Origin of the sequence: Silvimonas terrae (assembly GCF_014202765.1) — a bacterium.
GTDB classification, from domain to species: domain Bacteria; phylum Pseudomonadota; class Gammaproteobacteria; order Burkholderiales; family Chitinibacteraceae; genus Silvimonas; species Silvimonas terrae.
Map to the genome: position 1 here is coordinate 145,935 of NZ_JACHHN010000005.1, position 12,863 is coordinate 158,797.

The 12,863-nt window shown below is 60.0% G+C and carries 12 protein-coding genes; 10 read left to right on the forward strand and 2 right to left on the reverse strand.

The window, feature by feature from the left end:
• The first annotated feature begins 10 nt into the window (after window positions 1-10).
• From HNQ50_RS13515 to HNQ50_RS13555, 9 genes are all read left to right on the forward strand, one after another.
• Complete coding sequence (locus tag HNQ50_RS13515; protein WP_184101595.1) at window positions 11-901, forward strand: DUF2950 domain-containing protein; 891 nt, start codon at window positions 11-13, stop codon at window positions 899-901.
• 362 nt (window positions 902-1,263) lie between these two features.
• Entirely contained in the window at window positions 1,264-2,013 is a 750-nt protein-coding gene (locus HNQ50_RS13520) for a glycosyltransferase family 2 protein (RefSeq protein ID WP_184101597.1), read from the forward strand.
• On the forward strand, window positions 2,010-3,068 hold the full coding sequence (locus HNQ50_RS13525; protein ID WP_184101599.1) for a glycosyltransferase family 4 protein: 1,059 nt from the start codon (window positions 2,010-2,012) through the stop codon (window positions 3,066-3,068). Before HNQ50_RS13520 ends, HNQ50_RS13525 begins: the two co-directional genes overlap by 4 nt.
• Window positions 3,069-3,097: 29 nt before the next feature.
• Complete coding sequence (locus HNQ50_RS13530; protein WP_184101601.1) at window positions 3,098-4,285, forward strand: glycosyltransferase; 1,188 nt, start codon at window positions 3,098-3,100, stop codon at window positions 4,283-4,285.
• A gap of 101 nt (window positions 4,286-4,386) precedes the next feature.
• A complete protein-coding gene (locus tag HNQ50_RS13535) occupies window positions 4,387-5,631 on the forward strand; it encodes an O-antigen ligase family protein (RefSeq protein WP_184101603.1) in 1,245 nt (414 codons plus the stop codon).
• A gap of 90 nt (window positions 5,632-5,721) precedes the next feature.
• Complete coding sequence (locus HNQ50_RS13540; protein ID WP_184101605.1) at window positions 5,722-7,005, forward strand: DUF445 domain-containing protein; 1,284 nt, start codon at window positions 5,722-5,724, stop codon at window positions 7,003-7,005.
• A 101-nt stretch (window positions 7,006-7,106) separates the two neighbouring features.
• Entirely contained in the window at window positions 7,107-7,559 is a 453-nt protein-coding gene (locus tag HNQ50_RS13545) for a DUF4442 domain-containing protein (protein ID WP_184101607.1), read from the forward strand.
• A 94-nt stretch (window positions 7,560-7,653) separates the two neighbouring features.
• Window positions 7,654-8,895, forward strand: coding sequence for a DNA (cytosine-5-)-methyltransferase (gene dcm / locus HNQ50_RS13550; RefSeq protein ID WP_184101609.1), 1,242 nt, complete (start codon window positions 7,654-7,656; stop codon window positions 8,893-8,895).
• Window positions 8,896-8,902: 7 nt separating this feature from the next.
• Complete coding sequence (locus HNQ50_RS13555) at window positions 8,903-9,418, forward strand: very short patch repair endonuclease (RefSeq protein WP_184101611.1); 516 nt, start codon at window positions 8,903-8,905, stop codon at window positions 9,416-9,418.
• A 362-nt stretch (window positions 9,419-9,780) separates the two neighbouring features.
• Here HNQ50_RS13555 and HNQ50_RS13560 read toward each other — a convergent pair whose 3' ends face one another.
• Both HNQ50_RS13560 and HNQ50_RS13565 read right to left on the reverse strand, forming a co-directional pair.
• Window positions 9,781-10,356 (reverse strand): flavin reductase family protein, encoded by a 576-nt coding sequence (locus tag HNQ50_RS13560; RefSeq protein WP_184101613.1) that lies wholly within the window; start codon window positions 10,354-10,356, stop codon window positions 9,781-9,783.
• A gap of 33 nt (window positions 10,357-10,389) precedes the next feature.
• On the reverse strand, window positions 10,390-11,652 hold the full coding sequence (locus HNQ50_RS13565; RefSeq protein WP_246428712.1) for a TIGR03862 family flavoprotein: 1,263 nt from the start codon (window positions 11,650-11,652) through the stop codon (window positions 10,390-10,392).
• A 115-nt stretch (window positions 11,653-11,767) separates the two neighbouring features.
• On the opposite strand from HNQ50_RS13565, the gene HNQ50_RS13570 reads away from it, so the two are divergent.
• A complete protein-coding gene (locus HNQ50_RS13570) occupies window positions 11,768-12,304 on the forward strand; it encodes a YaeQ family protein (protein WP_184101617.1) in 537 nt (178 codons plus the stop codon).
• Window positions 12,305-12,863: the final 559 nt, after the last annotated feature.

Sequence of the window (12,863 nt, forward strand, 5' to 3'; positions counted from 1 at the left end):
ATTATTGATCATGCACGCAAGCGGATTGATCAAGGCAGTGCTGGTTCAGGTTGCCCTGTGCGTTTCGATGAGCGCCATGGCGGCGACGGCGCCACGCGTATTTCCGACGCCTGAGGCGGCGGCAGATGCGCTGGTCGATAGTATCGCCACCCATGACGATGACGCGCTCAAAACCATTCTGGGCAGTGACTATCGCAGTTTTATTCCTACGGGTGGCGTGGCACCGGAAGACATCACCCGGTTTCTGGCGGCCTGGGCCCAGGCGCATGAGATTGTGAACGTGGATGAGCAGACGGCCATGCTCTCGGCCGGCACGGCCGGCTGGACCTTGCCCGTGCCCATTGTCCGCCATCAGGATGGTTGGATGTTTGATACTCGCGCCGGCGCGCAGGAAATGCGTCTGCGCTATATCGGGCGCAATGAACTCAATACCATCCAGGTGGTACTGGCCTATACGGATGCGCAACGGGATTACTGGAGCTGGGCCCAAAGCCAGGGGGCGGCGGCCTATGCCCAACGCTTGCTGTCTTTGCCAGGCAAAAAAGATGGCCTGTATTGGCCCACCCAGCCCGGCGAAGCGCCCAGCCCGTTGGGCGCGCGGTTTGCAGAGGCCCAGCCCGGGCAGCCTTATCACGGCTACCTGTACCGCATTCTGACCGCCCAGGGCGAGGCGGCGCCGGGTGGCGCCAAAAACTACGTCAAGGACGGCCGGATGGTAGACGGCTTTGCGTTGATTGCCTGGCCGGCCAGCTATGGCAAAAGCGGCATCATGAGTTTTATGGTCAATCAGGACGGCGTGGTGTACCAGGCTAACCTGGGGCCCGCGACCGATAAAATTGCCCGCAGCACACGGGCATTCAATCCGGCCGCTGGATGGACACCGACCGAAGGGGCGCACTGAATTGGCCAGGTTTTGCGGGTTTATGCACTGGTTTGATGTGGCGACGACCACTGACCCCATAAAAAGCCCCATTTGTTGGGGCTTTTTACATTACCAGCCCAACGGCCAGGGCGAAATGGCCAGACCTGTTAGAATCGGCCTCCGGTATTTGCCTTCACCAGATATTTCAGACAAAGACTTTCTTACCATGCGCGCTCTCTTGTCCTGTGCCGGCATCTTGCAATGTCATGGCCGTCACAATGCCTGTGCTGCGCCAGACCGCGCGGTTAACCTTTTGCCGAACGCGGCGTTAAGTGACCACCGTTTGCCAGCCGGGCAACGGGCATCGTAATGATGCCGCCTTTGTCGTTGAGTCTTGATCCATGCGTCTTTCGGTCATCCTGATCACCAAAAATGAGGCCGCCAATCTGCGGGCCTGCATTGAATCTGTCGCTTTTGCCGACCAGATTGTTGTTGTCGATTCCGGTAGTACTGATGGCACCGTTGCGCTGGCGCGGGAGTTGGGCGCCACCGTGCTGGAAACCGATTGGCCCGGTTTTGGCCCGCAGAAAAACCGCGCCCTTGATCTGGCTGATGGTGACTGGGTGTTATCGATCGATGCCGATGAGCGCGTCACCCCCAGCCTTGCCGCAGAAATCCGCCAGGTGCTGGCGGCCCCACAATTTGATGCCTATGAGATTCCCCGGCTTTCCAGCTACTGCGGTCGTTTTATCCGCCATAGTGGCTGGTGGCCGGACCCCGTGCTGCGTCTGTTCAAGCGCGGTGCAGGCCGGTTTACCGATGTGCCGGTGCATGAACGGGTCGATTTTGCCGGGCCCAAAGGCATGCTCAACGCCTGGTTTGAGCACTACACGTATCCGGATCTGGAAAGCGCACTCGTCAAGATGAACCGCTATTCCACCGATGCCGCCCAGGCCATGCATGCCCGGGGCAAAAAAAGCTCGTTGATGGGGGCGCTCTTGCGCGGGTTCTGGACCTTTGTGCGGATTTATCTGCTACGCCGGGGTTTTCTGGATGGCCGGGAAGGCTTTTTGCTTGCAGTCACTGCAGGTACAGGCAACTTTTATCGCTACGCCAAACTGGCACAACTGAACCGGCAAACCCGCGCATGAAGATTCTGGAACTGGATTTCGAAGCAGGTTGGCGTGGTGGTGAACGGCAAACATTTTTGTCGATGCAGCAATTTCGCGCAGCGGGGCACGAGGTCGAAATCCTCTGTCGGGCGGGCGGCAAAATGGCGGAGCGGGCCCATGCCGCCGGTTTTGTGGTGCACCCATGCAACAACGTACTGGGTGTGCTGGCGTTTCTGGCCATACATGGCGAGAGTTACGACATTCTTCATCCGCAGACCGGCCATATGCTGAGCTGGGCGGTATTGAGCCGCCCGTTTCATCGGCGCCCAGTGGTGTATTCGCGCCGGGTCGCATTTGCGTTAAAGGGGTGGTTTACCCGCTACAAATACCAGCGCGTCGATCAGGTGGTGGCCATCAGTCAGGCCTGTGCCGACAGCGTGCGCGCGTTGGGTGTGGACGATATCGAGATCATCCCCTCCGCCGTGCTGCCGGTATTGCCGGACGCATCGCGCTGCAAAGCGCTGGCCGATACCCTGGGGATTGGCGGGCGGCGTGTGGTGGCGACAACCTCCGCGCTGTCGGAGGACAAAGACCCGTTGCTGCTGGTCGAGGCTATCGCCAGCTTGCGGCAACGGCGTAATGATTTTGTATTTGTGCATTTTGGCACTGGCGATATGACCGACGTCGTGAAGACACGGATCAAGGAACTGGGGCTGGAGCAGGTGTTCTTGCTGGGGGGTTACCAGCAACAGGTAGAAGCCTTGTTCGGGCTGTTTGATGTGTTTGTGATGAGCTCGCGAGAGGAAGGCCTGGGCAGCAGTGTGCTGGATGCTTTCAGTGCACGTGTGCCGGTGGCATCCACAGATGCGGGGGGCCTCAAGGAACTGCTGGCTGATGAGCGCGGCTTGCTCAGTGCCGTGGGCGATGCGCGTGGCCTGGCGGCCCACATCGACACCCTGCTGGAAGGGTCACCACAAGTACTCGCCATGGCCGAGCGGGCCTATGAATACGTCGTACGGGTCCACAGTGTGGAAACGATGGCGAACAGTTATTTGCGTCTTTTTGAGAGATTGCTGCGGCGCGCGCCGGCTTGAACGGCACGCGTGGGCACAACAATATAAATATGGTCAAACGACGCATCCTTTTTCACCAGACCCACTTTTTGCGGGGTGGTATTGAAACATCCTTGATCTCTTTGCTGCGGGCGCTGGATCGCAGCAAGTTCGAGATCGGGCTGACCATTACCTATCCCACGGAAGCGCTCGATACCCTTTATCGTGCGCAAATTCCAAAAGACGTTGCGATACATGTCCTTGCCCCGGAAGGCTGGTTGTCGTATTTCCGCCAGAAAAAGACCCAGGGCAAACTCGGACTGCTGGGCAAAATCTACGAAGAAGGCCTGCTGCCGCTGGTACGCCGTGCCATTGTCAGCCGGCGTTTTCGCAAGCTTGCGGCCGGTTACGATGCGGTAGTCGATTACGACATGTCCTTGTCCCGTATTACCGGTCGCCTGCCCATCCCCATGCTGGGCTACTCGCATTTCAGCGTGGCCCATTTGCCCAGCCAGAACCCGCGCAAACTGCGCAAATTGCGGGCACAAGCGCGGGATCACTACGACCGTGTCGTGCTGCTCAACGACACCATGCTGCAAGATATCCGCGCACTGATTCCGCAAGAATCAAACAAGTTTGTGCGGCTGTACAACTCCATTGACCTTGAGCGCATCCGTGAACTGGGCCACACCGGCTCCGCACCGCTGGCGGAACCCTACATGGTATCCGTGGGTCGATTGCAAGAGTCGCAAAAAGACTTCTCTACCCTGCTGCGGGCCTTTGCCTTGTTGGTCAAAGACGGACTGACCGAAAAACTGGCCATTGTTGGTGAGGGCAAATCGCGGGCAGAACTGGAAACACTGGCGGCTGAACTGGGCATTGCCGAGCGGGTCGTCTTCGCCGGTTTTCAGGCCAACCCTTATGTCTGGATGCAACACGCCCGCCTTATGGTGTTCAGCTCAAAAATGGAAGGCTTGCCCAACGTGCTGCTGGAAGCCATGGCCCTGGGGCAACTGGTGGTCAGTACCGATTGCCCGGTGGGTCCGCGGGAAATCCTGGCCGAGGGCAAGGCGGGTCTGCTGGTACCGGTGGGCGATGCGCCCGCGCTGGCACAAGCCATGCGCCAGGGACTGCACGATGAGGCAACCCGCACAGCGCTGCTGAGCTATGCGGCAACACATATCGAACAAATGGGCTTTGGCCCCACTACGGCGGCATTTGCCGACTGCATTGCTACCGTTATCAAAGAACGCTCATGAAAGATTATGCACAGACTGCGGTCCTGGCCGATGCTTATAGTGTCGGCGCCCCAGGCGAGCCGGCTTCACCTCGTGAACAACCCCTGAAAGGAGGCCGTTTCATGCCGCCCCCCGGAACGCTGGGAACGCGTCTGGCCAGCCTGTTGTTGTTCAGCTTTCCGCTCCTGTTACTGGCGGTACCGCGGGGGAGTGGCGTTTTTCTGATCGGCATCTTTGCACTGGTGCTCGCCAATCTGCCGCAGATGGGCACGCTGCACCGGCAATACCGCGCCGTCTTGCTGCCGGTATGGATGAGCGTGCTTGCGGTGCTTGGTGTACATCTGGCCTCCAAATACATGTTTGGGCTGCCGTGGGATGTGCTCGATAACCCCTCGCGCGTGCTGGCCATCCCGCTGGTCTGTCTGGTGGTGCTGCGCTATCGCCCAGACCCGATGCTGTTGTGGAAGGGGATTCCGCCGGGCCTGCTGCTGGCGTTGCTGATCGTGGCCTGGCAGTTTTTTGTGGATAAGGAAGTCCGGCCCGGCGCCTGGACCTTCATCATTGCGTTTGCCAATATGGTTGCCACCCTGGGCGTGATTGGTTTTTTCCGGCCCGGGCAGACACATCGCGATCATGTCATGGCGTGGCTATGCCCGGCGCTGGCCATGGTGGTGTTGATCATGAACGGTTCACGCGGTGCCTGGCTGGCGCTGGTGCTGACGGTGGTCGTTTCTATTTATTTCCGTTATCAGCGCTTTAGTCCCAAGGTGGCGCTGGTGTCGCTCTGTTCGCTGGCCTTCATCGGGTTTGTGGCCTGGTCCGTACCGGACAGCCCGGTAAAACAACGCATTGAACAGGCGCGTCACGACGTGGCGCAGTTCCAGCAAGGCAATGTGGACACCTCGCTGGGCGAGCGCCTGCGGATATTCCAGTTGGCGGTCAATGAAGTGCGCCAGCACCCGCTCACAGGCGTGGGCTCGGGCGAATTTGGCCGTCTCACCGACGCCCTGCCGGGCTGTCCGGGCGACCAGAAAGAAATCTGTACGCTCAAACATGCCCACAATGACCTGCTGGATGCCGCCGCAACCACGGGCCTGCCTGGGCTGGCCGCATTCCTCAGTCTGTTGCTGGTGCCCGGATTTATCTTCTTTGGCGTATTGCGCACCACCTGTGGTCGGGATGCAATGGCGCCCTATCTGGGCAAAGCCGGCATGGGTGCCGTCGTGGCCACGCTGATCTGTGGTTTTAGCCAGGTCACCATGGCGCATCAGGCCAATATCGCGTTTTACGCCAGTTTGATGGGCTTGCTGCTGGGACTGGCCGCCGTGCGCATGCACACCCTGGCCCAGGGTACACCAGAGCAATAAGCCGGTCGGGCCGGCGGCTTCGGGCTATAGTGACGGGACTGTCCAAAACTCCCCGTCCGTTGCGATGGCACTGGCCGGCCCAATTGACGCATGTTTACAGGCGACCCTATCCTTCAAGCTGATCCCGCCAAAGTCCTGCGCTTGCGCCGTGCGCGCACGTTCGCCACCTCTTTGCTGGTGATCGTCACCTTGTTGTACGTGCTGGCCTTGCGGCTGGATCATCTGCATCCGGCCATGGGCTACGTGGCCGCTTTTTCCGAGGCCGCCATGATTGGCGCGCTGGCCGACTGGTTCGCCGTGGTGGCGTTATTCCGGTATCCCATGGGCGTGCCGATTCCGCACACGGCAATCATTCCGCGTAACAAGAACCGCATTGCCGATAACCTGGGCGCGTTTATCGAAACGCATTTCTTGCAGCCAGAGCAATTGCTGGCACGCATTGATGCATTTGATCCGGCCCGGCGTTTGTCGATCTGGCTGGCCAGACCGGGCGCCAAACGTGAACTGACCGAGCAAGCCGCCTACTTTTTGAAGTTTGTGCTGGGTACGCTGGATGATCCGCGCCTGGCCGCCATTGCCCGTGAGCTGGTGCTCAAGGCGCTGGGCACGGCCGACTTTGCCGGCAGTGCCGCCACGCTGATCAAAGTGCTGCGTGAGGACGGTCGGCACCAACAAGTGCTCGACGGCGTCTTGCGTGTTTTGCTGGGCAAGCTGGAAGACCCCAAAACCCAGGTCTGGCTCTCCGGCTTGCTGGCCAAAGAGTTCGACGTGTTGCGCTGGGTCGCGCTGGATGAAGCCGGTGGCCGTTACCTGGCCCGCAAACTGGTCACCGCCGCCATGCTGGAACTGGATCACGCCCTGGTGCAGCCAGACCATATGCTGCGTCATGCGTTTGATGATCAACTGCGGCAACTGGCCAGTGATCTGGCCGAGGACCCGGCGCTGCGGGAGAAAGTCCAGACCTGGCGCGATATGCTGATTACCGCGCCCGCCTTGCACGACAAGCTCGACGGCCTCTGGCGCAGCCTGCTTGATGGCCTGCAAAATGACCTGACGCACGAAAACTCGCAAATCCGCAGCCGGGTCGGCGCTGCCATCAAGCAACTGGGTTTGCGCCTGCATGAAGACCAGGCCTTTGCCGAATGGCTAAATCAGCAAATCCGTGACTTCGCCGCCCGTTCCATCATCCGCTACCGCAGCGAAATCGGCCGTTTTATTGCTGACCAGCTCAAAGCCTGGGACAACCGTGTGCTGGTGGCACGGCTGGAACTCAATGTCGGCGTTGATCTGCAATTCATCCGCGTCAACGGGACACTGGTGGGCGGCGCGGTGGGTTTGCTGATCTACAGCGTGCGCCACGTGTTTGGTTTCTAGGCGGCATGTTTCAAACGCCACCATGCAGGGCTTTGCGCATTGACCGTTGCTGGTGCTGGCAGGCAGTCTTGCCAGCTTTCTCCCCACGGTTTTGCTCTGCCATGAAGATCATGTTCTGGCGCTGGCTGATCAACGTCTGGCCGCCCTTGCTATTTGCCGGCATCCGCGTCAAATACGTCGCACCCGATTTCAAGCGCATCGTCATCCAGCTGCGCTCATACAAAATCAACCTCAACATCATGCGGTCGCACTTTGGCGGCAGCCTCTACGCCATGACCGACCCCTGGTATATGGCCATGCTGATGCAGATTCTGGGGTCGGATTATTACGTCTGGGATCGGCGTGCCGAGATCGATTTTCTTAGCCCGGGCTATGGCACGGTTACTGCCGTCTTTACGCTGGATGACACGCAGATCGCGGCGATCCGCGCGGCGACCGAGGGGGGTGAAAAACACCTGGCCCACTTCAAGGTAGAAATCCGCGACCGGGCGGACAAGCTGGTCGCCACCGTCGATAAAACCGTTTACGTGCGCAAAAAGCCGCACAAACGCTAGCGCACGGCGGGCAGCGGGTGGTGCAGGGGACGTTTACCCCGCATAATGCAACGAAAATTCCCGGTAACCTCCGGCAACCACCGCATCCGAGTCTATGAACGCTCCGGCCGACCTTGTTCGCAACCTGTTACACGCCACCCTTAACAGCTATTCCCGTACTGAACTGGCCCGCTATCTGGACGTGAACCCGGCCACCATCGCCCGCTGGATCAATGGCCAGTCCGAACCACGTGCCTATGTGGCGCAGGCATTGCAGCAACTACTGCAACCCCAGGCGCCGGCCCGGAGCACACCGGCTGAATTTACGTTTATTGACCTCTTTGCCGGCATTGGCGGCATCCGCAAAGCGTTTGAGCAAGAAGGCGGCCAGTGCGTGTTTACCAGTGAGTGGGACAGCTACGCGCAAAAGACCTACCACGCCAATAATCCGGACGGGCAACGCATTGCGGGGGATATCACCCAGGTGGCCGAAGCGGATATTCCGCCGCATGACGTGTTGCTGGCGGGTTTTCCGTGTCAGCCCTTTTCCATCGCCGGGGTCTCCAAAAAGAACGCGCTGGGGCGTGCTCACGGCTTTGCCGATGCCACTCAGGGCACGCTGTTCTTTGACGTCGCCCGCATCATCGCCGCGCATCGCCCGCGAGCGTTTGTGTTGGAGAACGTCAAAAACCTGCACTCGCATGATCAGGGCCGCACCTTCGCCGTCATCTTGCAGACGCTGCGGGAAGAACTGGGTTACGAGGTGCATTACCGTGTGATCGACGGTCAGCACTGGGTGCCGCAACACCGGGAACGTGTGGTGATTGTGGGTTTCCGCGAACCCACCGATTTCAGTTGGGATTTGCTGCAACTGCCGGAAAACAAGCTGCCTACCCGCATGGCGCAGGTGTTCCACCGTACCGACGGCAAAGAACCGGTGCTGGCGCATGACGGCGACAAGTTTTTTGATCACGCCAAAGGCGAGGTCAACCCCAAGTACATCCTGACCGACAAGCTCTGGGCCTATCTGCAGAACTACGCCGAGAAACACCGTGCCAAGGGGAATGGTTTCGGTTTCGGTCTGGTCGACGCCAACAGCATTTCCCGCACGCTATCAGCGCGGTATTACAAAGACGGCTCGGAAATCCTGGTCAGCCGTGGTGCGGGGCTGAACCCGCGCCGGCTGACGCCGCGTGAATGCGCGCGCCTGATGGGCTATCCGGATGATTTCCGCATTCCGGTTTCCGACACCCGCGCCTACAAGCAGTTTGGCAACTCGGTGGTGGTGCCGGTATTCCGTGAAGTGGCGCGCATGATCAAGCCGTGGATCGTGTCACCCAAGGCTGACCAGGGCTAAGCTGGCCATGACCGACGTCGTGGATGCCGCCACCCGCAGCCGCATGATGTCGGGCATTCGTGGCAAGAACACGTCGCCAGAGATCACCCTGCGCAAGGCACTGTTTGCGCGGGGTTTCCGTTACCGCATTCACGCCCCGGGTTTGCCAGGCAAACCCGATCTGGTATTACCGCGTTACCACGCCGTGATCCTTGTTCACGGTTGCTTCTGGCACGGCCACGACTGCCGCTACTTCAAGGTGCCACAAACGCGTACCGGGTTCTGGATGGGCAAGATCAACAGCAACCGGGCGCGGGATCAGCGGGAATACGCCGCGCTCAAGGCGCTGGGTTGGCGGGTACTGGTGGTGTGGGAATGCGCAGTGCGCACGGCGAAGAAGGATGATGCCTTCCGGCTGGTGGATTATGTGGCGGAGTGGCTGGCGACGGATGCCGCAGATGCCGAGATCAGTGAGATGGGCGTGAAGGATCTGGTTGTGGGGAGTAGGGTGGATGTGTCCACCGTCCCGTCATTCCGGCCTTGAGCCGGAATCCAGTAGGGGCCGTTCTGGCCCCGTTCTTTGGCGAGAACCAGCATGTTAGCGCCTGCGGCGCGGGTGTTTGCATGTCGGGGGTTGCCCGACAACAAGTACCTTTCTTTTGGGTCGCCAAAAGAAAGGTACCAAAGAAAAGGCGACCCCTGCGACAGCGCCCTTCGGGGTTCCCTGCGCTTCTCGCAAGGCGCGGCTGGCTGCGGGAACTCGGCCTGCGGCCTCAAACACCCCTCCGCCGAAACCCCGCACCTTGCTGCGATGCTCGGCGCTGCCGGAGGGGAGGCAAGTCAAAAGCAACCCCAAACCCGCAAACCGTCTGTGCACATGAAGGGTGATCCTTGCCCCATCCCGCCTTACTTCTTCGCCACTTCAAACGCCTCACCCGTCGCAAAGAACGTCCCGCCCGCTATGTAGTGAATCGAGCGGTTTAGCGGCTCATCATCAAACTGCCAGTGCCCGTCCTGGAATACGCGGGGGTCGGCGTGGGCGGCGACGACTTCGCCAATGAACATATCGTAGGTTTGCTGGTTGTGCGGTTCCGGGATGACCTTGCATTCCAGCCAGGCCAGGCAGCCTTCGACCAGCGGTGCGCCGACTTTGGTGGCCGGAAAATGCGTCAAGCCGGTGGCGTTGAACTTGTCGCCATCGCGGCCGGAGCTGGAGCCGGCGGCCAGTGTGGCCTCTGCCAGCGCCCGGCTGGGCACGTTCAGCACGAACTCGCCAGAGGCTTCAATCAGTTCACGGGTCAGCGTGGATTTATCAATGATCACCAGCATCTTGGGCGGGGCAAAATCAAGCGGCATGGCCCAGGCGGCGGCCATGACGTTCTGGCGGCCACCGTGCGCGCTGCTGACCAGCACGGTCGGCCCGTGATTGAGCAAGCGGTAGGATTTGGCGAGATCGACTTCAATCGGGGAACGATCAGACATGGATGAATACCGGTGGCAGAAAAACGATGTCTTTCAAGTGCGGCCGGCGTCCAGCCAATGCAAGACCCCAGCGCCCGCAGCGCGGCCGCTGGCAAAGCAGGCGGTCAAGAGATAACCGCCAGTGGGGGCTTCCCAGTCCAGCATCTCACCCGCGCAGAACACGCCGGGCAGGGTGCGCAGCATCAGGTTGGCGTCCAGCGCGTCAAAGCGCACGCCACCGGCGGTGCTGATGGCTTCATCCAGCGGGCGCGGGGCCAGCAGTTTGAGCGGGAGTGCCTTGATCGTGCGCGCCAACCGGGTGGAGTCGGCCATCTCTTCTTTGGAAAGCACTTCGCGCAGCAAGCCGGCTTTGACACCCGTCAGGCCCAGTTTGCTTTGCAGATGGCTAGCCAGAGAGCGTGATCCACGTGGAATGGCGACTTCCGTGAGCACCCGCTCCAGGCTGCGGCCAGGCAACAGATCGACGTAGATGGTGGCACTCCCTTGCGCCGTAATACGGTCGCGAATGGCGGCAGAGAACGCATAGATCAAACTGCCTTCTACGCCCGTTGCGGTGACGACAAATTCGCCCGGCTTCACGATCGTGGCACCGCGCGCATCCGTATACGACACCGCCACGGACTTGAGCGGAGCACCGGCGTATTTTTCTGCAAAAAACGCGGTCCAGGGCAAATCAAAGCCGCAATTGCTGGGCGCCAGCGGGGCGATATTCACGCCCTTGTCGGCCAGCAATGGCGCCCACGTGCCATCCGATCCCAAACGGGACCAACTACCGCCACCCAGGGCAAGTACCACGGCATCGGCCGTGAAGGTGGTTTCGCCTGCTGGCGTGGCCAAACGCAGTGTATCGGGTTCACTACCCCAGCCCAGCCAGCGATGACGAACTTGTACGTTTACCCCGGCATCCTTAAGCCGGTGCAACCAGGCACGCAATAGCGGCGCGGCTTTCATCTCTTTGGGAAACACCCGGCCGGATGTGCCCACAAAAGTTTCAATGCCCAGATCGTGAATCCAGGCGCGCAGTTGGTCTGGCGTAAATGCATTGATCAGCGGGGTGAGGGTTTCGGCGCGCTGACCGTAGCGTCCCAGAAACGGGCCGATCGGTTCGGAATGGGTGATGTTCATGCCGCCCACACCAGCGAGCAAAAACTTGCGCCCGACCGACGGCATGGCATCGAACACGGTCACTTTGGCACCGCCTGCGGCCAGCACTTCAGCAGCCATCAAGCCAGTGGGGCCCCCGCCAATCACGGCAACAACAGGGGCAGAGGAGGAGGGCATACGGAGGGCGGGCATGGCGGTTCCAGGCAAAGCGGTGGCACAAACCGTCATTGTACAGGTCAGGGCCGGTGGAGCGCGGGCGGGTGATTGGGTACACTGCCGCGTCTTTCACTCATTCAGGCACTGTGCCGTGGCGCTTAAATCCACCATTTTCAAAGCCGAACTCTCCATTGCTGACATGGATCGCGGCTATTACGCCACGCACGCACTGACCATTGCCCAGCATCCGTCCGAAACTGCCGAGCGCATGATGCTGCGTCTGGTGGCCTTTGCCCGCCACGCCAGCGAGACGCTGGAATTTGGCCGTGGCATCAGCGACGAAGAAGACCCGTCGCTGTGGCAGCGTTCGCTCACCGAAGACATTGAGCTGTGGGTAGACCTGGGTTTGCCAGACGAGAAACGCATCAAACGCGCGGCGCAACGGGCCAACGAAGCGTGGATTTACGCCTATGGCGGCAGCGCGGCGGAGATCTGGTACGGCAAGAACCAGTCGGAAATCCGGCGCTTTAGCAACCTGCATGTGGTGTCGGTCAGCCCGGAGATCATGTCGGGTCTGGCGGGCTTGATTGAGCGGACCATGCAGTTGCAGTGCACGATTCAGGATGGGGAGATGTGGCTCTCTAGTGACAAGGGGAGTTTGCAGGTGGTGGTGAAGGAAATGGGGTAAGGGTTTTTTCCAGCTTCTTTACGGTCTGCTACCTCGTCATTCCCGCGAAGGCGGGAATCCAGTCGGCCACCTCGGGTGGCCTTTGCTGGCAAGAATGCCAGTCTCGTAGGGTGGATTCGGAGCGATAGCGACAATCCTTCATTGCGATGTTTGAGTGTTAGCGCCTTGTGGCGCGGGGTTGAAAAGCATTTGATACCCGGGGTGCCCTCAGTCGGTCGGGAGCCTAAGGTCTCCCTCCACTCTATCGGCGCTTGGCTTTAATGGGGGTGAACGTCAACCCCAACCCCAACCCCGCAAACCATCTATACGCAAGAATGATTCACCGTGCTCGCCAATTCGTCATTGCCGACCTCGGCGGCCCCCTTGGCGGGAATCCAGCCGTAATCCCTGCCAACATTCTGCCGGTGACCGCCCCCGAACTTTTTCCCAAACCCTTGGGAATCCACGTGCATCACCATCTGTACCGACGCTGACACACCAAAATTCCCTAACCCCCAAACCAACCGTTCTTTGGCATCGGGCCATTTCAGCGGTTAAGCTGACAACGTTGCCAACCGGG